25 protein-coding genes and 2 pseudogenes are annotated in these 25,641 nt (G+C 63.9%); 10 read left to right on the top strand and 17 right to left on the bottom strand.

Translation table 11 applies throughout. The features are described from left to right. Positions 1-51: 51 nt before the first annotated feature. Positions 52-945 (bottom strand): alpha/beta hydrolase, encoded by an 894-nt coding sequence (locus tag BOX37_RS13130; RefSeq protein WP_071927896.1) that lies wholly within the window; start codon positions 943-945, stop codon positions 52-54. Between the two features lie 577 nt (positions 946-1,522). Between BOX37_RS13130 and BOX37_RS13120 the strand changes: the two are divergent. After that, positions 1,523-1,951, top strand: a pseudogene (locus BOX37_RS13120) (IS701 family transposase); the annotation flags it as partial. Positions 1,952-2,193: 242 nt separating this feature from the next. On the opposite strand, the gene BOX37_RS13115 reads toward BOX37_RS13120, so the two are convergent. The 12 genes from BOX37_RS13115 to BOX37_RS13060 form a co-directional block, all read right to left on the bottom strand. Then, positions 2,194-2,751: a nuclear transport factor 2 family protein gene (locus BOX37_RS13115; protein ID WP_071927894.1), complete on the bottom strand. Its 558-nt coding sequence runs from the start codon at positions 2,749-2,751 to the stop codon at positions 2,194-2,196. Positions 2,752-2,967: 216 nt separating this feature from the next. Beyond that, positions 2,968-3,156 carry an oxidoreductase C-terminal domain-containing protein gene (locus tag BOX37_RS36110; protein WP_071927893.1) on the bottom strand — a complete coding sequence of 63 codons (189 nt, stop codon included), beginning with the start codon at positions 3,154-3,156 and terminating at the stop codon, positions 2,968-2,970. A gap of 54 nt (positions 3,157-3,210) precedes the next feature. Next, the gene (locus BOX37_RS13105; protein ID WP_071927892.1) at positions 3,211-4,275 is read right to left on the bottom strand and encodes an IS630 family transposase; all 1,065 of its coding nucleotides are present in this window, start codon (positions 4,273-4,275) and stop codon (positions 3,211-3,213) included. A gap of 506 nt (positions 4,276-4,781) precedes the next feature. Beyond that, positions 4,782-5,972, bottom strand: coding sequence for a CaiB/BaiF CoA transferase family protein (locus tag BOX37_RS13095; protein ID WP_071931452.1), 1,191 nt, complete (start codon positions 5,970-5,972; stop codon positions 4,782-4,784). A gap of 359 nt (positions 5,973-6,331) precedes the next feature. Then, entirely contained in the window at positions 6,332-7,486 is a 1,155-nt protein-coding gene (locus tag BOX37_RS13090; RefSeq protein ID WP_071927890.1) for an acyl-CoA dehydrogenase family protein, read from the bottom strand. Between the two features lie 93 nt (positions 7,487-7,579). Beyond that, complete coding sequence (locus BOX37_RS13085) at positions 7,580-8,392, bottom strand: HpcH/HpaI aldolase/citrate lyase family protein (protein WP_084759591.1); 813 nt, start codon at positions 8,390-8,392, stop codon at positions 7,580-7,582. Then, positions 8,389-9,273, bottom strand: a complete 885-nt coding sequence (locus BOX37_RS13080; RefSeq protein ID WP_071927889.1) for an HTD2 family dehydratase — start codon at positions 9,271-9,273, stop codon at positions 8,389-8,391. The genes BOX37_RS13085 and BOX37_RS13080 overlap by 4 nt, the downstream gene beginning before the upstream one ends. A 163-nt stretch (positions 9,274-9,436) precedes the next feature. After that, positions 9,437-10,192 carry an SDR family NAD(P)-dependent oxidoreductase gene (locus tag BOX37_RS13075; protein ID WP_071927888.1) on the bottom strand — a complete coding sequence of 252 codons (756 nt, stop codon included), beginning with the start codon at positions 10,190-10,192 and terminating at the stop codon, positions 9,437-9,439. A 109-nt stretch (positions 10,193-10,301) separates the two neighbouring features. Further along, on the bottom strand, positions 10,302-10,682 hold the full coding sequence (locus tag BOX37_RS13070; RefSeq protein ID WP_071927887.1) for an ATP-binding cassette domain-containing protein: 381 nt from the start codon (positions 10,680-10,682) through the stop codon (positions 10,302-10,304). A gap of 231 nt (positions 10,683-10,913) precedes the next feature. Next, a complete protein-coding gene (locus BOX37_RS13065; protein WP_071927886.1) occupies positions 10,914-12,092 on the bottom strand; it encodes a thiolase family protein in 1,179 nt (392 codons plus the stop codon). A 301-nt stretch (positions 12,093-12,393) separates the two neighbouring features. Next, a complete protein-coding gene (locus BOX37_RS36105; RefSeq protein WP_156910734.1) occupies positions 12,394-12,534 on the bottom strand; it encodes a hypothetical protein in 141 nt (46 codons plus the stop codon). Between the two features lie 118 nt (positions 12,535-12,652). After that, on the bottom strand, positions 12,653-13,429 hold the full coding sequence (locus BOX37_RS13060) for an alpha/beta fold hydrolase (protein WP_071927885.1): 777 nt from the start codon (positions 13,427-13,429) through the stop codon (positions 12,653-12,655). Positions 13,430-13,966: 537 nt separating this feature from the next. Between BOX37_RS13060 and BOX37_RS13055 the strand changes: the two genes are divergently transcribed. Continuing rightward, complete coding sequence (locus tag BOX37_RS13055) at positions 13,967-14,482, top strand: MFS transporter (protein WP_071927884.1); 516 nt, start codon at positions 13,967-13,969, stop codon at positions 14,480-14,482. A 147-nt stretch (positions 14,483-14,629) separates the two neighbouring features. After that, positions 14,630-15,574, top strand: coding sequence for an LLM class flavin-dependent oxidoreductase (locus BOX37_RS36100; RefSeq protein ID WP_071927883.1), 945 nt, complete (start codon positions 14,630-14,632; stop codon positions 15,572-15,574). On the opposite strand, the gene BOX37_RS13045 is transcribed toward BOX37_RS36100, so the two are convergent. The 3 genes and pseudogenes from BOX37_RS13045 to BOX37_RS13035 form a co-directional block, all read right to left on the bottom strand. Further along, positions 15,493-16,164 (bottom strand): TetR/AcrR family transcriptional regulator, encoded by a 672-nt coding sequence (locus tag BOX37_RS13045; protein ID WP_071927882.1) that lies wholly within the window; start codon positions 16,162-16,164, stop codon positions 15,493-15,495. The genes BOX37_RS36100 and BOX37_RS13045 overlap by 82 nt on opposite strands. Beyond that, positions 16,161-16,652 carry a phosphotransferase family protein gene (locus BOX37_RS13040; RefSeq protein ID WP_071927881.1) on the bottom strand — a complete coding sequence of 164 codons (492 nt, stop codon included), beginning with the start codon at positions 16,650-16,652 and terminating at the stop codon, positions 16,161-16,163. Before BOX37_RS13040 ends, BOX37_RS13045 begins: the two co-directional genes overlap by 4 nt. 11 nt (positions 16,653-16,663) lie before the next feature. Continuing rightward, positions 16,664-17,825, bottom strand: a pseudogene (locus BOX37_RS13035) (acyl-CoA dehydrogenase family protein). Positions 17,826-17,977: 152 nt separating this feature from the next. Here BOX37_RS13035 and BOX37_RS35265 point away from each other — a divergent pair. Both BOX37_RS35265 and BOX37_RS13030 read left to right on the top strand, forming a co-directional pair. Further along, positions 17,978-18,292, top strand: coding sequence for a helix-turn-helix domain-containing protein (locus BOX37_RS35265; protein ID WP_338039867.1), 315 nt, complete (start codon positions 17,978-17,980; stop codon positions 18,290-18,292). Then, entirely contained in the window at positions 18,262-18,813 is a 552-nt protein-coding gene (locus tag BOX37_RS13030; RefSeq protein ID WP_240505330.1) for a TetR/AcrR family transcriptional regulator, read from the top strand. The genes BOX37_RS35265 and BOX37_RS13030 overlap by 31 nt, the downstream gene beginning before the upstream one ends. 469 nt (positions 18,814-19,282) lie before the next feature. Here the strand turns inward: BOX37_RS13030 and BOX37_RS13025 are convergent, their stop codons facing one another. Beyond that, positions 19,283-20,104: an SDR family NAD(P)-dependent oxidoreductase gene (locus BOX37_RS13025; protein WP_071927880.1), complete on the bottom strand. Its 822-nt coding sequence runs from the start codon at positions 20,102-20,104 to the stop codon at positions 19,283-19,285. Positions 20,105-20,200: 96 nt separating this feature from the next. On the opposite strand from BOX37_RS13025, the gene BOX37_RS13020 reads away from it, so the two are divergent. The 5 genes from BOX37_RS13020 to BOX37_RS13000 all read left to right on the top strand — a co-directional run bounded on the left by BOX37_RS13020 (position 20,201) and on the right by BOX37_RS13000 (position 25,545). Beyond that, positions 20,201-20,815 (top strand): TetR family transcriptional regulator, encoded by a 615-nt coding sequence (locus BOX37_RS13020; RefSeq protein WP_071927879.1) that lies wholly within the window; start codon positions 20,201-20,203, stop codon positions 20,813-20,815. 836 nt (positions 20,816-21,651) lie between these two features. Beyond that, positions 21,652-22,245: a TetR/AcrR family transcriptional regulator gene (locus tag BOX37_RS13015; protein WP_071927878.1), complete on the top strand. Its 594-nt coding sequence runs from the start codon at positions 21,652-21,654 to the stop codon at positions 22,243-22,245. Positions 22,246-22,363: 118 nt separating this feature from the next. Continuing rightward, on the top strand, positions 22,364-23,230 hold the full coding sequence (locus BOX37_RS13010) for an SMP-30/gluconolactonase/LRE family protein (protein ID WP_084759588.1): 867 nt from the start codon (positions 22,364-22,366) through the stop codon (positions 23,228-23,230). 245 nt (positions 23,231-23,475) lie between these two features. Beyond that, entirely contained in the window at positions 23,476-24,096 is a 621-nt protein-coding gene (locus tag BOX37_RS13005; RefSeq protein WP_071927877.1) for a nitroreductase family protein, read from the top strand. Between the two features lie 108 nt (positions 24,097-24,204). Further along, positions 24,205-25,545 carry an NtaA/DmoA family FMN-dependent monooxygenase gene (locus BOX37_RS13000; protein WP_071927876.1) on the top strand — a complete coding sequence of 447 codons (1,341 nt, stop codon included), beginning with the start codon at positions 24,205-24,207 and terminating at the stop codon, positions 25,543-25,545. The last annotated feature ends 96 nt before the right edge of the window (positions 25,546-25,641 follow it).

Below are 25,641 nucleotides of genomic sequence, written 5' to 3'. Positions count from 1 at the left end.
AACGGACATCGTGGGGAGGCGCTTTATGATCGCCCGTCGGAACTACCGGCGTCAGGCGACCTTTGACGCCCAGTCAGCGACGGACTGCAACGCTTCGTCGGCCTCCGGAAGGTTGCCGGCGAACAACTGGAACACGTGCGGAACGATGTCGTACTCCTCGTAGGTGACATCGACGCCCGCTTCACCAGCGCGCTGGGCAATGAGCTTCGCATCGTCGAGAAGGACCTCCACAGCGCTTGCCTGGATCATCAGCGGGGGGAGCCCCGCGAGACCGGCCAGGGCAGGCGAGACACGAACATTCTCGAAGTCTCCGCTCGGGCAATAATTCTGCCGCAGCGGAAGCATCATCGGCCTGGAGCACATCACGTCGGACTCGTCGTTGCTCTCGAACGATCCCGAAACGAGTCTGAAGTCGGCCCAAGGCGACATGAAGATACCGCCCGCCACGCGCGTTCCCGCACGCGTGAGATCGATCAAGGTCGACAGCGCCAGTGCCGCGCCGCCGCTGTCTCCGCTGAGGAAGATGCGCCCGGGCGACGCGCCCTGGGCGACCAGCCAGCCGAACGCTGCCGCTGTGTCGTCGATCGCCGCAGGGAAAGGATGCTCCGGAGCCAGCCGAAAGTCGAGGTTGTAAACGGTCATCTTGCTGCGCGCTGCCAGGTGGGCGGCCAGTCGGGTGTGCGACTCGGGAGACCCCATCGTGAGTCCGCCGCCATGCAAGTGCAGGATGACGCCGGCGCCGACGTCCTGCGGTACGTGCCGAAGCGCCCGGCGCCCACCCATGTCGACCTCGTCGACGACGACATCATCACGCTCCGCGCCGAACGTCCCCATACCCTCGGCGCCCTCGCGCAGACTCTCGACCGAGGGGGCCGCAGCTCCAACCATGCCGGCGGTCCAAGCACGCAGGTCTGCGTCCAACTTCTTAGCCAATTCGCTTGCCATCTTGTGTTCTCCTCTGTGTATTTCAGATCGCGCTAGTTCGCCGCTGGTGCCTGGCGTGCTGCCACGCCAACTCGCCCACCAGCACCGACGCCTTCACGTCAACGGTGTTCAAATCGAGAATCGCCTGCGATGCGCGCACATGAGCCCGGCCCGAGGGACGGCCACACAAGAGCCGGTATCGGGCGTGTGCCCAGCGAAGATCTTGATCAAGCCGGACTTGCCAAGATCCATTCCGACGCGGAAGACAATGGATCTCACCGGGCTGAAGCCCAAGCGCGCCTGGTTCAGCGCATGTCGCCCATGAAAGATCTCGGACAGCCCACTCTTTGACAGCACGGGAGTGTTCTCCGTCGGCGTAGAGCTCAAAATGTTCAGACCCCAAGCCTGCTTGCAGGCAACCATGGCAACCTCGCGACAACTGTTCATGACCCCCGTCACAATAGCGTTCGTTAGATACAGTGGCAAGAGAGCGGTCTTCCATGAAACTTGACCTCAGCAAGTGGCGCTTAGAATTCCGCTCAGCACTGCCACTGCCACCCAGTACTGCGACGGCACTCGGTTCGGGTACTTCGCCTGTGTGGTAGATGTTGTTGCGGCGGAGTTGGATTGGCTGCATGCCAGAATCGGCGGGCGGTTCACGCGTTCGGAACCGCGGGTGCGGGCTCGGGAGTACGTGACCGGATTGATCGCAGGGTTGGAGCGTAACAACGCGTGGACGCTGGCCGAACGGGCTGGTGAAGTCGGTCCGGATGGGATGCAGCGGTTGCTACGGCGGGCGGACTGGGATGTCGATGGTGTCCGTGATGACGTGCGTGAGCATGTGGCCGCCCGGCTTGGTGATCGTGACACGGTGTTGATTGTCGATGGCACCGGTTTCCTGAAGAAGGGGCTTCGATCGGCGGGGGTGCAGCGTCAGCATTCGGGCACGGCTGATCGTACCGAGAACGACCAGATCGGAGTGTTTTTCGCCTATGCTTCCCGTCACGGGTCTCGGCAAGTCGACCGCGTCAACGCAGCTATGCGATCAACAGCAAACTGGCTCGCGCTAGGCACATCTTCGATGCCGCCTCGACGAACGGTTTCAGCGTGCGCGACGCCGCGATGACGGATTCGCGTTGTCGCGCGCGCCGCGAGGCTCGTGATCCGCGGAGCGACCACCGAAACTGGTCCCGGTCGCGCCACCGGACGGCCGCCCGGCCGGGTGGCTGTCGCCGAGCGCTAAAATGAAACGTTCTTGGCCGACTCGACTCACCACTCAGCGTCGTACGTGGCGTCCCGAGGCTCAATCGCACCGCGGTTGATTCCCTCCGGGATGTTGAAGAAGTCCCAGGCCGGCTCGTACGCACTCGACGCACTCCAGTCGTACACGGTCAGGCGACGAAGCACCTTCCAAGTACCCTCACGCTTCTCGAACAGGTCACGGTAACGGCCGGAGTTGAACCCGATGGTGTCCTGCTCGATCAATCCGAGGTTGTCGTTCTGACCGGCGCCATACACCCCGACGAAGACGAAGGACGTCTCCACCTTCGCCCGGCCCCCGTCCCTGGAGAGAATGCGCGGAACTCCGATGTGGTGGTGGCGGGCCCGGCCTGCATCATCACGGGCATTGATGGCCCGCTCGAAGAATCCGGCCGCATCGCCGTCATACATGCCGTGATTGTCGGTACCTTCGGGCCAGAAGATGGTCGCCATCAGCGCCGCATCGGCTCGGTCGACCGCGCGCCCGTAGCGGAGCATCACCTCTTGAATGGCATGAACTTCCAACAGGTTTCGGATTTCGACAAGTTCAGCGTCAGTAAGACTCATGTGTAAATCGTACAGCTATCGAACGTACGCTAGGTAGGGACTGAGTACGGACATCACAACGAGCCTCCAACAGCGGGATGGTTCAGAACCGAGGTTTGCCTGAAGTAGTGGACATCCGAGACATCGGGTCCCTCGAAGAATCGAATGGAGGCCGGGCGGGGACGTGGTCTCCGGACGAGCTCGCGACTCTTGACACATCACGGCCCGTGGGCGGAGTCATCCTTCCGTCGAGGCCTCTCCTGGAAGCAGGTGTTTGAGCGGGATGCTGGCATCCGCCAGCTCCGACGGTTCAACAACAGCTCGTTGATTGACCATTTTCCGCGCAACGGCAAAGTCTCGCGGACTGGAGACGACCCCCGCGGCGCACACCCGATTGTCCCGCAGGTAGAACACGGCGATACACATCGGGCTTTATCAGGGTCCTGTCGAACGACCACCTCGTCACTCGGCTCGCAAGACCTATTGGGCCGTATTTGAAGTTCTTCGGCGGTCGGCCTTGGCCAAGATCTGCTCGGCGGTCTTGGTCCAGACGAAGGGCTTCGCTCTCGGGTTCCAGCCGTTGATGAACTCGCGGATCTTGGTCGTCAACTCACGGACGTTGCGGAAGGTACCGCGGTGGATGGCTTGGCGTTCGATGATGCCGAACCACACCTCGACCAAGTTCATCCACGACGCCGAGGTCGGAGTGAAATGCACCCGGATACGCGGGTTCTCGGCAAGCCAGGAGCGGACCTCGGACTTCTTGTGAGCGGCGTAGTTGTCCATCACCAGGTGCAGCTCACCGTTCGGATAGGCGCGGGCGACATGGCGCAAGAAAGCGAGGAATTCCTGGTGGCGGTGCCTGGGTTTGCAGACGCCGGTGACTTTGCCGGTCGCGACTTCCAACGCCGCGAACAGGGTCGTGGTGCCGTTGCGCACGTAGTCGTGGGTTTGACGTTCGGGGATCCCGATCTGCATCGGCAACGTCGGTGAGGTCCGGTCCAGGGCCTGGATCTGGGACTTCTCGTCGACGCAGAGCACGATCGCGTTCTCGGGCGGGTTCATGTAGAGCCCGACGATGTCGGTGACCTTGCCGGCCAGTTCCGGATCGGTGGAGAACTTGAACGTCTCCGCTCGCCACGGTTGCACCCCGTATTCAGTCCACACTTTCGACACGGTGCCGTGTGCGATACCGAGGTGATCGGCCAGCAGGCGTGAACTCCAATGCGTGACACCGTATTTGCGTGGTGGTGGGGTCAAGGTGGTGGTGATCAGTTTGTCCCGGTCCAGAGTCCGGGGCCGGCCTGAGCGGTGCTCGTCGTGGAGCCCGTCGATGCCGTGTGCGAGATAGCGGGAGCGCCAGTTGATCACGGTCTGGCGTGAGATATCGAACCTGCGGGCGATCTCGGTATGGGCGACTCCGTCGGCTGCCAGGGTGATGATCCGGGCTCGTAGAACGAGTCCGGACTTCATCGTCGTGGACCGGATCCAGGCTTGCAGGATCTCTCGGTCACCGTCACGCAACACCAGAGGGGCAGCTCGCACCCGCTGATTCAACCAGATCGTTTACTGTTCAACAACTTTGGAATCACCCCACTATGACTTGAAGCGTCAAGCCGCATTGGTCGGACCAGAACCACGGCACTGCGATGTACGGTTCCGGATTGCCCGTGAGGCGGGAGTTCGCGATCCTGATACCGGACAATCTCCAACCCGTCGTATCCGACGCCGACCCGCTCAGGCCGCGGTTCATTGCGGACTGGCTCGACTACACCGTGCAGGCCGGGTTCATAACCGACCCCGCGCGGATGCGTTCCCCGAAAGACAAACCCCCCGCAACGAGATGCTCGATTACCGCCGACACCCGTATCCACGGCACCACCTGGGCGCATTCGGTCGAAGATGCGGCCGCGAAGAGCTACCCCTGCAGTTTCCCGTGCCAGCTGTCTACGCCGACCCGATCTTGAAAGACGTGTAAGCGCTCCGCATGATTTTCATGCCCCCGACCCATGTCGTTGTGTTCGCTGCCGCAGCAGCGAAACTGCTTGGTATCAAATTACGCGGTTGATCCGAAGTCGTTTTATGTCGGTGGGGCTGTATGCGTACTCAGACAGGATTCGATCCGTGTGGTCCCCCAGCCCGGGCACTGGATCGAAACGAGCCTCGACACCGCTCAGATTCGCCGGCGGCAGCAGGGCTCGAACCGATCCGCCCGGTGTGTCGACGTCGCGCCACCTGTTGCGACCGGAAAGCGAAGGGTGTCCGAGAAAGTCGGCGACCTCACCCAATCTGCCGTTGGCGATTCCGAATTTGTCGAGTTTGGCGAGTAGGTCTTTCGTGGACAACTGCTCGGTTCGACGGGAAATCAACGTATTGCACTCTTCCCGGTGCGCGACCCGCGCAGAGTTTTTGGCGAACTTGGGATCGGAAGCGATCGAAACGTCCCCCAGTACCTCGGTGCAAAAGTTCAGCCACTCACGCTCGTTCTGGATCGACATGAGCACGGTCCCGTCCGACGCCGGAAACGGTCCATAAGGCGCTATGGTTGCATGCTCGGCACCGACGCGCGCCGGTTGCGTTCCTCCGTACTCGGTGTAATAGGCGGGCGAGCCCATCCACTCCCCCAGAGCTTCGAACAACGCGACCTCCACTGCACGCGCCACACCCGTCGTAGCCCGCACATATAGCGCCGTGAGAATACCGCTGTACGCGTACATCCCCGCGGCAATGTCCGCGATCGAGATCCCGACTTTCGACGGCACATCGTCCGGCCCGGTCAATGACATCAGACCGGACTCGCCCTGGACGAGCATGTCGTACGCCTTACGTTCTGCCCACGGACCGGTGTTTCCGTATCCCGAAACATCGCACGGGATCAACGACGGATAACGCCGTTGAAGCGACTCGGCATCGAGGTCCATTCTTGCCGCGGCACCCGGCGCCAGATTTTGGACGAACACATCGGCGCTCGCGAGTAGCTTTTCGAGGATCTCGCGTCCATGATCGGACTTCAAATCGAGAGTCAGGGACTCTTTTGATCTGTTGAGCCAGACGAAGTAGCTCGCCTCGCCGTTGACCGTTTCGTCGTAGCGGCGGGCAAAGTCGCCGCCCTCGGGTCTTTCCACTTTGATCACTCGCGCACCGAGATCGGCGAGTTGACGTGTCGCGAAGGGCGCAGCCACCGCTTGCTCGATGCTGACGACTGTTATACCCGCCAAAGGGAGTGAGGGGTCGACTGTCATGGTGGTCCACCTTTCAAACATACGGCCATAATTTTGCTCAGGTGGATCGCCAATCCACCGCTGCACTCCAGTTCAGGGCCCTCGCGTCCAGTCCGGGGTCGGGCCCTGCGTCTGCTCGTTCCGCGCAACGTGTTGAGTCCGGACGTCATGCCGCCACCGTGATCGACTGAGCAGCGCGTGTGATCGGCGCATCCAAATGTGGTTCGAACAATCCGATCGACGTGTACGTACTCGATGCACCTCCAGCTCGGGCACATCCAGCACATGCCGGGCAATGGATTCCGGCAAGAACACACGGGTGTGGGCGAACGGACTCTCCTCGTGCAGTCTACGAGCAGATACTCACGCCACGGGTTCCGCTACAGCTTTCCTCGCGACACGAGCTGGCTTGCGATGACGTTGCGTTGGATCTCATTGGTGCCCTCGCCGACGATCATCAATGGAGCGTCGCGGAAATAGCGCTCCACGTCGTACTCGGTGGAATAGCCGTAACCACCGTGGATGCGAACCGCGTCGAGTGCGATCTCCATGGCGACCTCGGAGGCGAACAACTTGGCCATGCCGGCTTCCATGTCGCATCGTTCACCGCTGTCGAACTTCTCGGCCGCGTGCAGTGTGAGCTGACGAGCTGCCGTCAGCTTGGTAGCCATGTTTGCGAGGTAGTTGCCAACGGACTGATGCTTCCAGATGGGCTTACCGAAGCTCTCACGCTGCTGTGCGTAGGCGAGCGAGTCCTCCAGGGCGGCGGCCGCGACGCCGAGAGCGCGGCAGGCAACCTGGATGCGGCCGGTTTCCAGACCCTTCATCATCTGCGCGAAGCCTGCACCGCGTACGCCGCCGAGGATGGCGTCGGACGATATCCGATAGTTGTCGAACGACAACTCACACGTTTCGACGCCCTTGTAGCCGAGCTTCGGTAGGTCCCGAGAGATGGTCAACCCTGGCCCGTGCTCGACGAGCACGATCGAGATTCCCTTGTGCCGCGGCGTCGCGGACGGATCAGTCTTGCACAGCAGTGCAATCACACCTGAGCGACGCGCGTTTGTGATCCACGTCTTGGACCCATTGATCACGAGGTCGTCCCCGTCTGTCTTGGCGCTGGTCGACATGGCCTGAAGATCCGATCCTCCGCCGGGCTCGGTGAGCGCCATTGTCGCGCGAAGTTCACCCGTCGCCATCTTCGGGAGATAGTTCCGCTTCTGCTCTTCGGTTCCGTACAGCGTGATGAGTTTTGCCACCACGGTGTGGCCGCCCATAGCGCCCGCGAGACTCATCCAGCCCCGCGCCAGTTCCTCGGTCACATGGACGTAGCAGGGCATCGTGACAGGCGAACCGCCGTACTCTTCCGGAATAGCCAGACCGTAGATGCCGATCTGCTTCATCTGCTCGATCCACTTCTCCGGGTACTCGTTCGCGTGCTCGACTTCCTGCACGGTGGGCTTGACCTCACGGTCGACGAACTTACGAACGGTCTCTACCAGGAAGGCTTCTTCGTCGTTCAGTTTGAGGCTCATAATCACTGCTCCGAATCGAGAACCGAGCCACGCCCGGTAATCTGTATTTGTACGGCCATTTTCTTGGTGGCTCTCGTGTTCGCCGCGTCGGTGCTATCTCCTCGCCGTGGCCAGGATTCGAGCGGCGCGAGCGACAACGGGCGGATCGACCATGTGTCCGTCCACGCTGGCGACTCCGCCGTCCGCCGGCAACGACGCGGTAATCTTCTCGGCCCAAGCGACCTCGGCAGAGGTCGGTGTCAACGCGGCCTTGGCGGTCTCGATCTGAGACGGGTGAATGCACAGCTTTCCGCTGAATCCCAACGACTTCCCGTAGAGCACATCCGATTCGAGGATCGTCGGGTTGCCGAGGTGCGTCGTAACTCCGTCGATAGGCGAGTCGATGCCAGCGGCGGCTGCGGCGATCACCAGTGACGAGCGTGCGACAAGAAGAGCTTCACGCTCGCCCGGGTCGACGCCGATTTCAGCCGCGAGATCGATATGGCCCAGCGCGGTACGAACGACGCCGGGGACCGACGATATCGCCGGTGCAGCAAGGACTCCGCGCGCGGTCTCGATGAGTGCGATAACCGGTAGCCTCTCAGCGAGTTCAGCCAGAGCTTGCGGATCGTCCGCTTTGGGAACCATGATCGCTGCTCCCGTTGCGGTTATCGCTGCAATGTCGGCCGCCCAATGCGGTGACCTGCGCGAATTCACACGCACAACGGCCTGTCCGCCGTCGCGCAGCCATTCGACGACGTTGTCTCGCGCTGTTATCTTGTCAACGTCCGCAACGGCATCTTCGAGGTCGAGTATTATAAGGTCCGCCCCCGACGCTGCGGCCTTGTCGAAGCGGTCCGGTCTCGTTCCTGGTACGAACAGGAAGGTGCGCGCAACCGCTACACGTCGTGCCAGTTCGGCCTTCAACGCCGGACCGCCCTTGCCGTTGCCGCCGTCGCGACCGAGCCCGTCACTGACAGCGACGCGGACCGGCCGTCCTCGGCCGACACCCCCTCGACGACGAATAGATCGTGCGCAAAGAGTGGGTGTTTCAGACGGAAGGAGAATTCTCCGACCCTGGAATCCCCCCATGCCTGCCCTACCAGATCTGCCATCAATGTCGCCAGAAGAGGACCGTGCACCACAAGACCCGGGTATCCCTCGACTTCGGTTGCGTACGGTGCGTCGTAATGAATTCTGTGGGCGTTGGCCGTAAGAGCGCTGTAACGGAACAACGCCGTGGTCGGAATCGAACGTGTTGTCGCCCAGGTCGAGTCAGCCGAAGGCTCGACCTGAGTTGTTGCTCGCTCGAACGTTCTGGTCGGCCCGCCGCTGTCACTGCGATACACAATCTGTTGCTGCTCGGTTCGGCAGAGCTTCCCGGCCTGCTCGAACTCGTGCCGGACGACAACGAACAACATCTCTCCTGTGCCGCCACGCTTTGGCGTCACAGACTCGACGGACGAACGCCGGACAGTCGGAACGTCCACCCGCAAGTGCCCGTGGGACGTCACGGTCGATCCGGCGAACATACGACGACGGTCAGGTATGGGCGGGTAGAAGTGCCCCTCTGCCGGATGACCGTCCAATCCGAGTTCGGATGAGGCGGGCCAATCCTGAAACGCCGTCCAATGGCCAAGAATCGGAACAATGCCGTCGGCCAAGCGCGCCTCGTCGGAGTCCAACGTCCGAGCGAGCTGAGTCAGCCGTTCCCGCGGTACCACATCGACGGTCTCGACAGGGTCGGGGGCCCATCCATCGACGTATCTGGCGAGTTCGATCGCACCCGTCGTGTTGTTTCGAGTCATTTCACGCTCTTCTATCGTTAAAGTCGTTATGCAATAGTTGACAAGGTCAAATTCTCTGCCCCCGTGCGGCGGTCATCGGCTGTAGAGCACTGCCACCTGGCTTGATGGGTTCACGAGGCTTAGCCGTAGTAAACCGGCGCGTCGATGTGTCAGAAGAATTCAGTCAGCGCGGTGCCATCCGAATAGCACCGTCGAGGCGGATAACCTCACCGTTGAGCATCGGGTTGCGGACGATGGCGTAAACCAGGTCCGCGTACTCATCGGGCAGGCCGAGCCTGGCAGGAAACGGCACCGACGCTCCCAGACCGTCACGCACCTCCTGCGGCAGCTCTCCAAGTAGGGGCGTCTCGAACAGGCCAGGCGCAATGGTGGCGACCCTGATTGCAGCGCCAGCGAATTCGCGAGCGATCGGCAGAGTCATGCCCGCGATCGCAGCTTTGGATGCCGCGTACGATGCTTGGCCGATTTGACCGTCGAAGGCCGCCACCGAGGCCGTGTTGACGATGACGCCGCGCTCCTCACCGTCTCGCTTATTGCTGGACATCGCGTGGCCCGCGAGTCGGATCATGTTGAACGTTCCAATTAGGTTGACCTTGACCACACGTTCGAATCGCTCCAGAGCTAGAGGCCCACTTCTGCTCAGCACGCGGCCGGGGTCGCCGATCCCCGCACAGTTCACCACGACCGACAGGTTGCCATCTCGGTTGGCTACGTCCACTGCCTGTCCGACAGCTTCGGAGTCGCACACATCGGCAGCCACGAACTCGAGATGCGGCCACGAATCTGCTGCGCGCTGCACCGAAGCATCGAGGTCGAGTGCGATTACCCGCATCCCCTCTGAGGCCAGGCGTTGTGCCGTCGCAAGGCCAAGGCCCGAGGCCCCGCCAGAAACCAGCGCAGAGCGTCCTTTAACATTCACGTGACTCTCCTTACGATATGATCGACAATCCACTACCCGCATCCAACTTCTGTGACGAACACACCTGACGGCCTATTCGACGACTCGCCTCAGTCCAGCCTTTCAAGTGTCATCGAATTATCAAAGCGCGCGCCAGCGTCAACATTTTCTGCTCACCGCCGGACAGCAACCCCGCAGACCGATCAAGCAACGTGCCCAACTCCGGAAAGACCTGGATGGCGGCGTCGACACTACCGGCACCCAGCAGCAAGTTGTCACGAACGTTGAGCGACCTGATTACCGAGCGATCTTCAGGAACGAAAGCGAGCCCCCGACGGACTTGATGGTGAGCCCCTCTTCGCACCCCGGACCCGAGCACCCGGAAGGTTCCAGCCTTGGCCGGCAGCACCCCTACCGCAGTGAGAAGCAGCGTCGTCTTGCCCGCACCGCTCGGGCCGCGAAAGGCCACGATCTCAGCCGGGCGAACCTCGATGCATACGTCGCGGATCACAGTGAGTGGGCCGTAGCCACCCCGGCGATCTGGCGCATTTTTCGCATGACTAACTCCTTGAGGTGATCGAGAATCGCGCCCGAAGTGGGCTGAAGTCACATCGGCTCAGTTCAATATAGCGTACGATAGATACATCCGCAATGCTGCGCGACGTTCCACCTTCATCCGTGCAGTTCACACCCAACAGGCGGGTAGCGGCGTGCGCAGTCAGGGCCGAAGACCCGACTGCCGCTAAATCCGCTCGATGATCGTGGCGTTCGCCATGCCGCCCCCCTCGCACATGGTTTGCAAGCCGAACCGCCCACCGGATGCCTCGAGGTGGGTGAGCATGGTGGTGAGCAATCTTGTGCCGGATGAGCCGAGCGGGTGGCCGAGTGCGAGCGCTCCCCCGCGCGGATTCACCTTGTCAAGGTGCACGTCGAACTCTTTCGCCCAAGCCAGCGGGACCGACGCGAATGCCTCATTCACCTCGAAGGTGTCGATATCATCGATGTCAAGACCAGAACGCGTGAGCGCTCGGCGTGTAGCGGGAATGACTCCACTGAGCATGACAGTAGGGTCCGAACCAGTGACAGTCATCGTGTGAACAGCAGCTCGCGGAGTGAGTCCAAGCTTCGATGCTCGGTCTTCGCTCATGATCAACACTGCCGACGCCCCATCGGTGAGAGGCGACGAGTTGCCAGCGGTGATCATCCATTCGATCTCGGGGAAGCGCGCCGAGAAGGCATCCTCACGGAAAGCCGACCGCAGCCCAGCCAACTTCTCTACTGTCGTCCCGGTTCGCACTGTCTCGTCAATCCAGTGCTCCCTACCATCCGGCAGAGCGACTGGCACGATCTCGGTTGTGAACATACCCGACGCCAAAGCCTCACTTGCACGGCGATGGGACTGCGAGGCGAACGCATCGAGCGCGGCTCGGTCCAATCCCCACCGCGCGGCCATCAGTTCAGCCCCGATCCCCTGGTGAGGCATGCCCTCTGGGTAGCGCTCGGACAAGGGAGCGAAAGGGGCGCCTACCTGAACGTTGGTCCCCATGGGCACACGGCTCATCGACTCCACGCCGCACGCGATGACGATGTCGTAGGTACCGGAGATGACCCCCTGCGCGGCAAAGTGCGTTGCTTGCTGACTGGATCCGCATTGACGATCGATGGTCGTTCCGGCCACGTCCTCCGGCAGACCGGCGGCGAGAGCGGCTGTCCGCGCGATGTTGAGGGCTTGGTCGCCGACCTGTACGACGCAACCGGCGAGAACGTCCTCCACAAGCTCGGGATCCAGATCTGACCTGGAGATCAACTGTTGCAGGGTCTGTGCCAACAACGCGGCAGGATGGATCTCCGCCAGCGCACCCCCGGGCTTGCCCCGCCCGGAGGCGGTACGAACGGCGTCAACGATTACTGCTCTGGTCATAAGTTCTCCTGTAGTACGAGGACGGAAACGACACAATCCGGCGACCGGGAACACTGGCGGCCGATCACCCCGAGCCAGGGGCCCAACTGCAACAACTCCTCTATCGATCGCTAGATAGCGACGATACAGGCAATCGCCGATATCGGCGCAGAAGGAGCCAGCGTTTGCTCGACTGTCCAGCGGTCGGCGGCCACCTTGTCACGGGCCTTCGTCGTCGGATGTAGAACGTCGATGGAACTCCTGCTCGAGTCGCGTCATCCGGCGGTCTTACGACGAACCGGGAGTGCCGGTGGATCACGGGCTACTGCGGTGTCATCGTGCGAAGCAGGCCCGCCTCGTCGGCCAACCGCGTCATCGCCCTCGAGAATGGCGGATTCTCAAACGCCTCGAGCCACCGCGGCCCCACAACCTCACGCGTGAACCTTCTCGCGAGGTCTCGCAGCTCCTTCTGTTCGCTGAAAAAGCAATCTAGCTATGCCAACGTCCGAGCGCGACGGCATGACGGGCACGACGACAAACCGTCGTGCCCGTCATAGACAGCATTTTCCTGGCCTCTGATCTCAGCGGCTGTGGCGGCGCAGGAATCCCAGAAGCGGGCCGCTAACCAGGTCGGAGTGAGTGAGGTTCACCGCATGGTATCCGCGATAGATCGTAACCAGCGCCTCGCAGTTCGCCAGCCCCTCAGCCATCCCCTTCGCAGCCTCGATCCCGTCGTACTCCCCGTTGATAACGATGGAGGGCACAGTGATATTGCCCAGCAACGGGGCCATGCTATCCCGCGCAAGAAGCTCGTCGACCTGCACAGGAATTGCTTCTTGCGACCAGTCCCGCCATTTCGCTTCCCACAAGCTCCAGTCATAGTCAGGCGGGAACATCACGTCCGCCATCATCTGCATGTGCGCTTTGGTCGGCCCATTGGCCGCCCACTCAGCGAACATCGCCCCGAACTCCTTCCTGATAGGTTCGGGTTCGGGATCGACCGGCGTCCCGATCATTGCGATCCCGATGACTCGTTCCGGCGCGCGCAGGGCTGCGCGCATCGCCACGAAACCGCCCTGGGACACGCCGCCATAGAAGGCCCGGGCAGCGCCGAGATGTTCCATCAGCGCGAGTGCGTCATCCGCGTGGTCCCAATAGGTGTACGGGCCGGTCAGCGGCGTCAGACCGAAGCCGCGCGCGTCCATCACCACACAGCGGAACTCATCACGAAGGGCTTCGACCTGGGGGACGAGCAGGTCATGGTCTGTAGCGAAGGCGTGCATCAACAGCACAGCGGGGCCATCACCCCCCGTATCTTCGTAATAGATGTGCTGACCGTTGACGTCTGCGTATGGCATATCAGTTCCTTACTGATTCAATCCCACGACCCGCTTCGAGAGGATCTCGTTCCCGGGTTGTTTTGGCGCATAGACGATGCCGATGACGGCATTGGGGCCTGGATCGCGCTATGTAGCGAACGCTAGCGCGGGAGCTTGGAGGTGTCAATGGTTCCCACCGAGACGCCGTGCACCCGCGGCCCACAGGGCCGGTACCCCTCACCGCCGATGAAGAGCGGGCACACCTCGATACGGCGGTCTGTGACGATCCAAAGCGATACAGCGCGGCGATCGCGCCTTCGGAATCTTGACACCGGCGTCGATGCTTCGCCCTAAGTGCCACAGTCACGTGCGGTGTGCTCAGTTGGCGCGCTGGTCGAGCATGGTGACACACACCTAGTACGCTGACTTTGCCTCTTGCCCTCGCGGCCATCCGGACGTACCGGGCAACGGGATCGGCCTGCTGGTGCTAATCCCGCTGGTGCTGACCAATGTCACCGGTCTGAGCACTTCCAGCTCGGCCTTTTCCTGATCCCGGGCGGCGCCGAGATCTCGATCATGGCGACGCTGAGTGGCCGGGTGTACGACCGCGTCGGACCGCGCCCGCTGGTGATCCCGGCTGCGATCGTCTGGTTGGCCGTCCTGTGGTTCCTCAGCCGGGTCGACGAGGGCACGAGCGTCGTCACTCTGATGATCGCCTGGCTGGTGTTCACCAGCGCGATGGCCAAGATGTGGGCGCCGCTCACGACGAGTGCGATGGCGCCCTGCGGACCGAGCTTCCCGCACGGCTCCGCGGCCTTCGCCACCGTCCAGCAGCTCGCCGGTGCCGCCTTCGGGGCGGTGTTCATTTCCGCCTACATCGTCGGTTCCGGTGCCCGGGACGTCTGCGTGCTCAGTACGGAACAGGCCACGTCCGCCGGACACGCCGCCTTCCTTGCCGCCTGGGTCATCGGCTTGCTCGTCATGGTAGGTGCCTTCTTCGTCCGTCGGACAGCGAGTCCGGCCGCAGACGGGACAGTCGTCGACGCGCCGGTCGCTGTCGAGACGGTGGCCGACGTGACCGCCACCGTCTGAGCGGTTACCGAGAAGGTGGCCCGGTGACCATGACCGACAAGAAGCTCGTCCTCGGTATGGGACTGATCGACGGATACGGCGGCCTGCACGGCGCCTGGCGCGCCCCGCACGTGGTCCCCGGAACCTACCGCAGATGTCGACGCCACCGTGCGTCATGCGAGAGCTGCCGAGCGTGGCGAGTTCACATTCCTGTTCACCCCCGACTTCCCCGCCGTGCGCGGCGACGTCGAGCACTCGACGATCAGCAATCTCATGGACCCACTCATCCAGCTGTCCGACGTCGCGCGCGAGACGACGAACGTCGGCTTCGTCGCGACCGGGTCCACGACCTTCCATGAGCCGTTCAACACAGCACTCCAGTTCAAGGCCCTCGACGTCCTGAGCCACGGTCGCGCAGGCTGGAACGCCGTCACGACGAGTGATCCTGTCGTCGCCGCCAACTATGGGAGACCCGTCGCCGATCGCGAAGAGAGCTACCAGCGCGCACACGAGGCGATCCAGATCGTCCAGCGCTCTGGGGCAGCTGGCAGGAGGACGCGTGGGTCAAGGACCAGGCAGCGGACCGTTTCATCGACCCGTCGAAGCTGCAGCCCGTCAACCTGCAGGGCCAGTACGTCGCTTCGCGAGGTCCTTTGGCGATCCCACCGTCGGAGCAGGGGCCAGCCCGTCGTCTTCGCATCCGGTGGCCCCAGCCCGCACCTACTGTCGATCGCGGGCCGCTACGCGAGCGGCTTCATCGCCGAGGTGTGGACGATCGAGGAGGCGCGGGCCCAGCACGAGCTCGTGCGGAACGCGGCACGCGAGGCCGGCCGCGACCCCGACGAGATCAAGTACATCGCCGGCATCATGACCACCGTCGCGCCGACCGTGAGCGAGGGGCTAGACCGTCGCCTGAGGTACGAGGGAGCCTCTGCCTGGCCCGCCTGCCTGCCTGCCTACGGATGCGTCAGCATTCTGAGCGTTTACACGCGTAGGAATCCTAGTTCGAGTCGGCTTCGTACCTCGCGACGTCACCTCGGTCGATCCACAGTTTGCGGAGGTATGCCAGATAGCCCGCTCCAGTACTGCGCGACCGCTACCTCGACCGCCTGATGCTTTGGAACGGTCCGGCCGGTGTCCAGCCAATAGCGGGCGGTGACCTGGCTGGCTCCGACTATGCCAACCGCCCAGATCCGCGCCTGATAAGGACCGAGCTGGGAGTCCTGGGTGACCAGTTCGAAAACGGCGTCCACACACGCCTCTGTAGCCCGGTCCACAATCCGGTGCACCGACGACTCGTTGACGATGCCCGACTCGAATACCAGCCGAAAACCTTGGGACTCGTCGTCGACAAAGTCGAAGTACGCCTCCACGGCCGCTCGCACGCGCTGATGGTTGTCATCGGTCGACCGCAGGGCCAACAGCACACCCGAGACCAGCGCGTCAGCGTGACCTTGCAGCACCGCCAAATACAGCTCCAGCTTGCCCGAGAAATGTTGGTACAGAATAGGTTTGCTGACACTGGCCCGCGCCGCGATTTCATCCATACTCGCCGCGTGGTAGCCGCGCAGCACGAAGGTTCGGCTCGCAGCCGCCAGCAGTTTAGGATGTCGCGCCATGCGTGCCGCCCGCGATGCTTTCCTGCGAGCCGACACATAGGCGGACACCCGATAGGACGGTCCCTCGTCAACGAGGTCAGTCATTTCGGCCCTCCATTCACTCCGGCGAAAGACTGACCCGCGGGTCGCCCGAACTTTTGCAGGGCGACCGCGTGCGGGTCGATCTCGTGCAGTCGGGCTAGAACACGCACCAACTCGGCCACGCTCGCCTCGACCTGGGCATCGGTCAGGGTTGCGAGGTCGTCCTGGTCGCGGGTCACCAACCCATCGATGTACTCGACCACGGTCATCGATGCCCCGAGCGTGGCGCCTTGCGCATCGAACGCGACTGTCCTCGCGACCGGCACCGCCGAGCCTTGGAGTGCGTCGGTGACGGTGTACTCGCGGGCCATATCGTGCGCGGACGGGGTGAGCCCGGCGACCGGCGGGCGGCGCACCACCCAGCGCGAGACGTCATCGGCGGCGGCGAAGGTCAGGTTCGACCGGCCCCCACTGATCAGTTCGACGCGCAGCTCGCCTCGCACCTCGACGCCGTTGACGCGCAGGAACTGTTCGAGTGCGGCGATATCCATGCCCGGCAGCGTCATTCGGAGTCCCGCTGCGCACGCTTGGCGGCACTCACCGCGCGTTTGGCGATGGCCCACCGGTGCACCTCGGAGGGCCCGTCGTAGATCCGGAACGGGCGCACCTCGCGCGAGAGCCGCGCCAGCGGCAGATCGGCGGAGACACCGAGACCACCGCACATCTGCATACTCCGGTCGACGATGCAGAAGATCGCCTCGGCGGCATAGGTTTTCGCGATGGAGGTGGCGCTCGCGGCGGGCTCGCCACAGTCGAGTTCCCAGCAGGCACGAGTCAGCAGGGAACGGGTTGCGGCGATGTCGATCTCGTTGTCGGCGATCATCTTCCGCACCATGCCGAGGTCGCCGAGACGCGAACCGAAGCCTGCACGGTGGGCAACGTGCGCGACCGCGACGTCATGACCGCGACGGGCCGCGCCGAGCCAGCGCATCACGTGGGTCGTCCGGGCGGGGCCCAGCCGCACCTGGGCGCATTCGAAGCCGCGATCGACCTCGCCGAGTACCGCCGACTTCGGGACAAGCAGATCGTCGAAGAAGACCTCGCAGTGACCACCGATCATCGACTTGTCGAGAGTGTCGAGATGGCGGCCTATACGAATACCCGGACTGTCGGCCGGTGCCAGGAACATCGTCGCGCCGCCATGTTGTCCCGGCTCGCCCGAGGTTCGGGCCATGATGATGAAAGAAGCCCGCGCCGTCGGCGCGGACCGCGCGAGTAGTCAACGCGGAAGGGTCTGAGCCCGAACCGGGAGCCGGTTCGGTCATGGCGAAGGCCGAGCGCACTTCGCCGCGCGCGAGCGGGGCGAGGAACTGCTGCTTCTGCTCCGGGTCGGCGATGTGGGCGAGCATGTGCACATTGCCCTCGTCGGGGGCGGCGATGTTCAGGGCCGTCGGGCCGAACAGCGAATAGCCCGCCTCCTCGAACACCGGAGCGCGGTTCGACATGTCGAGACCGTGGCCACCGTATTCGCGCGGCGCGTGCGGGGCGAAGACACCGGCATCACGGGCGGCCTGCTGGAGTTCCACGCGCAGTTTCTCGCCACCGGCCGCGGTGATGTCGCCGTCGTGCGCATCTTCGACCGGGAGCACGCGGTCGCGGATGAAGGTCCGGGTGCGCTCGGCCAGGCTCTGCACCTCGGACGGATAGGACAGGTCGATCGGCACGGGTCCGCTCCTCGGCTCAGTATGCCGAACGCTCGATCGGCATTGAAAGCCCTTGACACTGGCACGTCGTAGTAGGACCTGTCAAACACCTAACAAAGCCGACGCCGCCGTTCAGGTATACTAAACACTCGCTAGAGAGTGGACCGCCCGACCTGGGCGCGCGGTTACGAGCGGCGAGGGTCACGGCGGGCCTGACGCTGCGGGAGATCTCGCGTCGTATCGACGTCAGCCCGGCCACGCTCAGCGCCATCGAGACCGGCAAGACGGGTGTCTCGGTGCCTCGACTTCGACTACTGGCCGCCGAGCTCGGCACGACGACGCAGTGGCTGATCGGCGACCTACCGAGCCCCCGCCCCACAGGCGCGGCGTCGGCGTCGCTCCGGTCTGCGGGACGGCTCGTGCGTGGCGCGAGTTCCCGCGGCTGGATTTTGATCCATTGCTGGCCGCCGCGATCGAATCCTTCGTAGAAACCGGCTACCACGGCGCCACCATGCGTTCGATCGCGCAGCGAGCCGGTATGAGCGTGCCTGGCGTCTACCACCACTACCGCGACAAACATGATCTCCTGGTGCGGGCACTCGACCTAACCATGGACGAGCGGCGCTGGCGGGTCGGCGCTGCCCGACGCGAGGCGAGCACCGGCCGCGACCGAGTGACCCGGGTCGTCGAGGCACTCGCCCTGTTCCACACCCATCGCCGCGAACTCGCCTTCATCGGTACCAGCGAAATGCGAAGCCTGAACCCGGGCAATCGACAGCGAATCACCGCTTCCCGCAACGAGATCCAGCACATACTCGACGAGGATATTGATGCCGCGCTCGCCGAGGACAACTGCACCGCCGAGTACGCGAGGGCCGCTGGCCGCGCAATCGCGACCATGTGTACCGCCCTGCCGCAGTGGTTCCGTCTCGACGGCCCGGCAACGCCGGAGCAGATCGCCACCGCCTACGCCGAGTTCGCCCTCGGGCTGCTCGGCGTCCGCCGCTGACCCGACAACTGCGACCCTGGTACTTCGACCGCACTGCCCCAATTACGTCGGCACCGCGACGCACCCGCGCTGCCTGCTCGATCCCTCCGGAACGACCCGAACCTCCTGCCGACGTTGGCCAGCTATCTGACCGACAGCCGCAATCGGCAAAACATCGCCCGCGCACTGTTCATCCATTCCAAGCACCGTCAGCTATCGGCTCGACTTCGAACACCACCACGGGCCGGCCGCACCTGGACCCAGGTGGTCGAGGTCTGCAACGGCGATCTCCTCCTGCCGACCGAGGCAGGGCAACATCTCAATGATGCGGGTCGGGATCCCGGGCTTCGTCAAGAGCTCGCCATTTCTCATCCCTCCTTTGAGGTTCTACTACCCGGACGCGGTGCTCGCGAGAGCAGCGCGTCCACGGGACGGGAAGACGATTGCGTCCACCACTGCCAGCTGGCCCGCTGCATGGTTGGCGGGACGGCTACCGCTTTCCGGCCTCGGCCTCGGCCGACAGCTCGGCCCACTCCTGCCAGCCCTTGACCCGGTCGGCGTAGAGCTGGGGGACGATCTGGAGGGGGAAGGTGCCGAAGAAGATCCGCGACGGTGGGGTTTCGGCGTCGACGACTTTCAGCAACGCGGCGCCGACTCCCGCCGGGTCGGGATTCGGGACGTTGGCGAAGCTGGCGTGGACCGTCTCGCGGTAGCTGTCGTAGGCCGGCAGTGGTGCGGATTGGGCGGAGGACGCGTTGAACTCGGTGCCGAAGGGGCCGGGCTCGAGAACGGTGACCTTGATGCCGAAGGCGGCGACTTCCTGGGCCAGGGAGTCCGAGAGCCCCTCGACTGCGGCCTTGGCGGCGGTGTAGCCGCCCGTGGTGGGGAAGGCGGCGAGGGCGAGCAGGCTGGTCACGTTGACGATGTGGCCGCTGCCTCGAGCGCGGAGGTAGGGCAGGGCCGCCTGGGTGACCCACAGGGTGCCGAAGACGTTGGTCTCGAACTGGGCGCGGACGTCGTCTTCGGTCAGCTCTTCGACCATGCCGAACAGACCGTATCCGGCGTTGTTGACGACGACGTCCAGGCGGCCGAAGTGTTCGTGGGCGCGCCGCACGGCATCGGACACCGCGGTTCTGTTCGTGACGTCCAGGGTCAGCGGCAGGATCGCGTCGCCGTGGGTGGCGACCAGATCGGCGAGTGCGTCGGTGTTGCGGGCAGTCGCCGCGACTTTGTCGCCCCGCGAGAGCGCAGCCTCGGTGAAGTGGCGGCCCAGGCCGCGCGAGGAACCAGTGATGAACCAGATCTTGCTCATGGGAAGAACTCCTCGGTAGAAACTAAGACAACATTAGAGACGATATACCCATATGGGATTGAGTACCACTTAGGTATGTTGTATTACACTCATGGCATGGCCGAGACCTCCAGGACCGTGCGCTCCACGTTGCGGGAGCGGACGCGAGCTGCCATGCGCGACGAGGTCAGCGAAGTCGCGTTCCGGCTGTTCTCCGAACAGGGTTTCGACAAGACGACGGTCGAGCAGATAGCCGCCGAGGCCGGGTTGTCGCGGACCACCTTCTTCCGGTACTTCGGCACCAAGGAAGAAGTCGTCCTCGGCAAGATGAGCGAGTTCGGCCCCCGGATCGCCGCGGCGCTTGCCGCGCGCCCCGCCGAGGAACGGTGCTGGCAAGCACTGCGCCGTTCCTTCGATGTGATCACCGAGCCGACGGCCGACGAGCCTCAGCCGTTCCTGAACCTGATGCGGCTGCTCAACGACGCCTGCGCCCTGATGACGCGTCAGTGGGAGAAGACGCAGGGCTGGCACAGCCTGTTGGTGCCCGAGATCGCCCGCCGGCTTTGCGATGACTCGGAATCCACGGGCGACCTGCGCGCCCACGCTCTCGTGGGCGCGGCGATCTCCTGTCTGGATGCCGCGACCGATGCCTGGACGGCCAGCGAGGGAGCCGCACCGTTGTCCGAACTACTCGACCAGGCCATGGGTGTACTGGTCGAGCCGGTCATATAGGCGACGAAACACGCTCGCCGGCACGGGGTTCCCATTGTCGCGGCGGGGACTATTTTCCGGCAGGACCACGGTTGCGTCGAATCGGTGTCCACTGATTCGGCGAAGCCTTTTCAGCCGGTATCCGCGGGACAGCGTTGCCCACGATGTTCACGAGGGACAATCGGTCCTAATCCCATGCCGCGACCAGTGAATTCCTTCGACTCCGATCGGTTCGCGAAAGTGGATACGCGAACCCCCCGAACCGATTCGTCGTTGCAACTATCGATGCCCAGCTACCGCTCAACGCACGCTTAGTCACTCTCGTCAACGTTCTCGCCCTGCGCGCCGATACCGATGGCTTTCCTGTACCGCCGCACCTTCACCGGCGATCTCGAAGCTGCACGACACCCGGCGGCAAGGCTTTCCGAAACGGCTTCATACAAGGGTTCGAACTAATGCTCGACTACGCCTTGGCGACCGACTGATCATCACGCTCACTCACCCAGGCTCTCTGCGTCGATTCCCAGCTCACGGGTAGTCGTCGCCGACAGCCCGCCCACCCAGTTCCCGACTGGGGCTACTACCACCGAAACCCCGGACGGTCCCGAAGGTCCACGGTCGAGCACAGATGCTTCAGACCACGCGAGCTCATCCGGGGCCACCCACACACACCTCAGAGACCTACCTGCGCTTCCAGCAGGCAGCCACGGCGCATAAAAGGACTCCGTCCAAGCTCACGGGAACTTCAGTGACGGAGCCGACTTGACCGGATGCTGCCTCCGCTTTAAGCTTCGAGTCAATGCGGAGGAAGCATCCGTTTTGATTCGGTCGCACGATCGTCGGAAGCAGGAGGGCCCATGAACACCAGTGAACAGCGAGAGCGCAAGCCCCGCCCGGACGTCCAGCGCAACCGCGCTGCCCTTCTGGAGACCGCGCAGCGCCACTTCCTGCGACACGGAGTCGGCACTTCGCTCGAGGCGGTCGCCAAGGAGGCGGGCGTCGGGCCCGGCACCCTGTACCGGCACTTTCCCACCAGGGAGGCGCTGCTGGCGGCCGTGCTGCAGACACGCTCCGAGAAGCTGGTGGCCCGCCAGGCGGACATCGAGCAGATCAGCGATGCCGGCGAGGCTTTGGAGCAGTGGCTGCGGGCGATGGAGGAGTACTTCAGTGCCTTCAGCGGGCTCCCGGACCCGCTCATGGCCGCGGCCAGGGCGCAGGATCCGGACAACCCGCTCACGATTCCTTGCGACATCTTCATCACCGCCACCGACAAGTACGTGGAGACCGCGCAGAACGCAGGGCACGTGCGCGCGTCGGTTCGGGGCTATGACCTGTTCCTCGCAGCCTGTTCCATTGCCTGGATCAAGGGCAACGGCGCCGACGACGATTCGCTCGACCGCCTCCGCACACTCCTCGCGAGCGGCTACCGCGCGCGGGACGAGAAGGCCTAAACCGCCAGGCGCCCCGGCTCACTCAGTTCTGATCCGACAGCGCCCGGTACCGCAGTTCTATCAAGGAGGAATTTTGAGTCATACGCCAAGGGTTCTGCCCGCTGATGCTCGCCGCATTGTGGCGCAGGGTGATCTCGGCTACCTCGAGGGCGCCCGGTGGCACCGCGGGGCACTGTGGTTCTCGGACATGACCCGCTGCAAGATCAATCGCCTATCCCCCGGGGAGTTGCCCGAGGTTGTCGCCGATGTGCCGGGGCGTCCCTCGGGTCTCGGCTTCGGTCCCGATGGGGCACCGATGGTTGTTTCCATTGACGATGGTCGGTTGCTGCGGGTGGGAAGTAGGGGGTTGGAGGAACTCGCCGACCTTGGGTCGGTCGCGTTCAATCCCAATGATATGGCCGTCGACCGAGAGGGCCGCGCGTATATCGGTCCGCAGGGCTACGTTTTTGGAACCGATCCCATCGGCGTGGGTTTGATCATCCGCCATCCCGATGGCCGGATCGAGACGGGCGGCAAGGATCTCATATTCCCCAACGGCATCGCTATCTCAGGCGACGGGCGCACCCTGGTCGTCGCGGAATCGTTCCGAGCGCCACGGACCAGACTCACCGCATTCACCGTGACCGACAACGGTGCGCTGACAGACCAGCGCGTGTTCGCCGAGTTCGGGTCACCGGATACAGAGGCCATCGATGGCATCGGCATCGACAGCGAGGGTGCGGTATGGGCAGCTTTCCCGTGGATCGGTGAATTTCGGCGTATCCGCGAAGGAGGCGAGGTCACCGACGTCATCCGAATCGACCCGGACACCGCGACATATCCCGACGGCGGCACTTTCGCAGTAGATGCGGTCCTCGGCGGGCCGGAGATGAAGACCCTCTACCTGCTCATCTCGGATACGAGCCCCGAGCGTCTGGTCAATGGCATGGATGCCACGGGCCGGATCGAAGCCATCGAGGTCGAAGTGGCGGGAATCCGGGACTGACGGCAGTTCCGGTGTCGGCGCAAGTGTCTCCGCGACAACGTCCCGGAGCGCTCCGTGCCCCGCCCGGCGACAGCGATCCTGGAGAACGTCGTGGAGATGAATCCCGCCGCCCACCGCCGACCCGCGCCGCCCCCGGGTGCGAAACGGTATGAGGGCGATTTCGGCGCCGTGTCAGTACACCAACAATCCACGAACACCAAAAAGCGAACGCGAACAGCGCGCAGTCCCCGCTCTGCGCCGGAGCCTTGCCGTGCCGCTGCCCGCGAGCATCCGCAAGCCAGTCGGCTCCCACAAAGGCGTCCTGCACCCAGCCGTGGGCAGTGCACATCGTCTCGGGTGTGGAACGGAACGCGCTGGCCAGGGAACTGCTCCAGGCCGATGAGGATGGACGCATCTCCCCGGATTTCACCGCCGACTACGGCGAGGGTATCTACTCCGAGCGGGCGCAGGCCCTGGCCGCGCGCTACTACGGAAGCCTGGGAATCGAGCGCTCGGACCGGGAAGGCAGGAAGGTGGCGGTCCGCGAAAACCTGGAGTTCTTCGGGGCTCCCCACGTCGCGCTCCTGTTCATGCCCGCTTTGGGCGACGGGATGCGGACGGCCGGTGATATCGGCATGTACGCGCAGAACTTCTTGCTCTCGCTGGCGTCGAGGGGGTTCGCCGGCGTTCCGCAGACCATGCTCGGGCTCTATGCCGGCACCGTCCGCGCGGTCCTGGATGTTCCCGAGGATCTCAAGCTGCTGTTCGGCATCTCCTTCCGTACGGCTGACCCTGCGGCGCCGGTGAACGCGTTCGGCAGGACACGCATCCCGCTCCAGCAGAGCGTGGTCCTGCACAGCACTCTCGCCGTCCTCGACGGTCAGTAATCTGTCCGCCACAAATCCCGCCCTTGACAATCCGGAGGCGACCTCCGTATTTTTAAAGACAACCGGAGGTTACCTCCGTTTTTCTTTGCCTCGCTTGGAGGAGCAATAATGACAAGCCGACAGATGGTTCTGGGAATGCAGTTCAGCGGCGGTTACGGGGCCGAGCCCGGGGCCTGGCGGCTGCCGGGTGCGAACCTCAACAGCTACACCGACATGGACCAGTTCGTGCGTTACGCACGGACCGCCGAGCGCGGCAAAGTCCAGCTGCTGTTCATCGCCGACACCCCGGTCCTGGACATGGACCTCACCCACCACGCCCCGCGCCAGGCAATCGAGCCGCTGCTGCTGCTGACCGTCCTCGCCCGCGAGACCGAGCGGATCGGCCTGGTCACCACCGCCTCCACGACTTTCACCGAGCCCTACAACCTCGCCCGCCAGTTCAAGGCCCTGGACGTGATCAGCCACGGACGAGCCGGCTGGAACGCGGTGACCACCTCCACCCCCGCCGCCGCGGCGAACTTCGGCAGCCAGATCCCGCCGCGCGCGGAGAAGTACGAGCGCGCCCACGAGGTCATCCAGATCGTGCAAGCGTTGTGGGGTAGCTGGGAGAAGGACGCTTTGCTGCTCGACGTCGAGAACAACCGGTACGCCGACATGGACAAGATCCGGCCGGTAGCTCTGCAGGGCCGCCACGTCGCCTCTCGCGGCCCACTGCCCATCCCCCCGTCCGAGCAGGGCCAGCCGGTCATCTTCCAGGCAGGCGGCGGCGAATACGGCCTCGAGATCGCAGGCCGTTACGCCAGCGGGGTCTACGCCAACCCATACACCATCGACGACGCCCGCGCACAACGACAGGCTCTGCGGGACGCCGCCAAGCGCGCCGGTCGCGACCCGGACGAGGTAAAGATGCTCGCCGGCTTCATGCCGACCATCGCCTCCTCCCGCACGGACGCCCTGCAGCGGCGCCGCTTCCTCGACGAGGTCGTCGACCTGGGCCAGCGCGTCCGTTACCTCGGCACCATGATCGGCCTCCCGCTCGACCCCGACCAGCTCGACGAGCCGTTGACCACGCAGCAGTTGGCCGCCGCCGTGCCCAGCCCGCACGACCCGCGCTCCGCCCGTGCCCTGGAAGTGGCCCGGGAAGGCTGGAGTCTGCGCGACGTGCTCGCCCACGGTGTGATCGACTACCACCCGGTGATCGCCGGCACCGCCACCGACGTGGCCGACCACATGCAGGAATGGTTCGAGGCGGAGGCCTGCGACGGGTTCTCGATCGCCCTCGACGGCTTCCACGACGGCTTCGACGCCTTCGTCGACCAGGTCGTCCCGATCCTGCAGGAACGCGGGCTGTTCCACGAGGACTACGAAGGCCCCACGCTGCGCGAGAACCTCGGCGCCCATGAGCAGTACGGCCTCGACCCGCGCGTCTCCGAGCAGGCCCGGCCGTGACCACCACGACTCCTGCCACCACCGCGGCGTCCGGCACTGCCTGCCGTCCGACACCGTGAATCCGTAGGCGTTCCGCGCCGCCAGCCATCTCCTGCG

This window comes from Nocardia mangyaensis (assembly GCF_001886715.1).
In the GTDB taxonomy this organism is placed as follows: domain Bacteria; phylum Actinomycetota; class Actinomycetes; order Mycobacteriales; family Mycobacteriaceae; genus Nocardia; species Nocardia mangyaensis.
The sequence above is the reverse complement of the archived record's forward strand: the minus strand, read 5'-3'. Positions and strand labels throughout refer to the sequence as shown.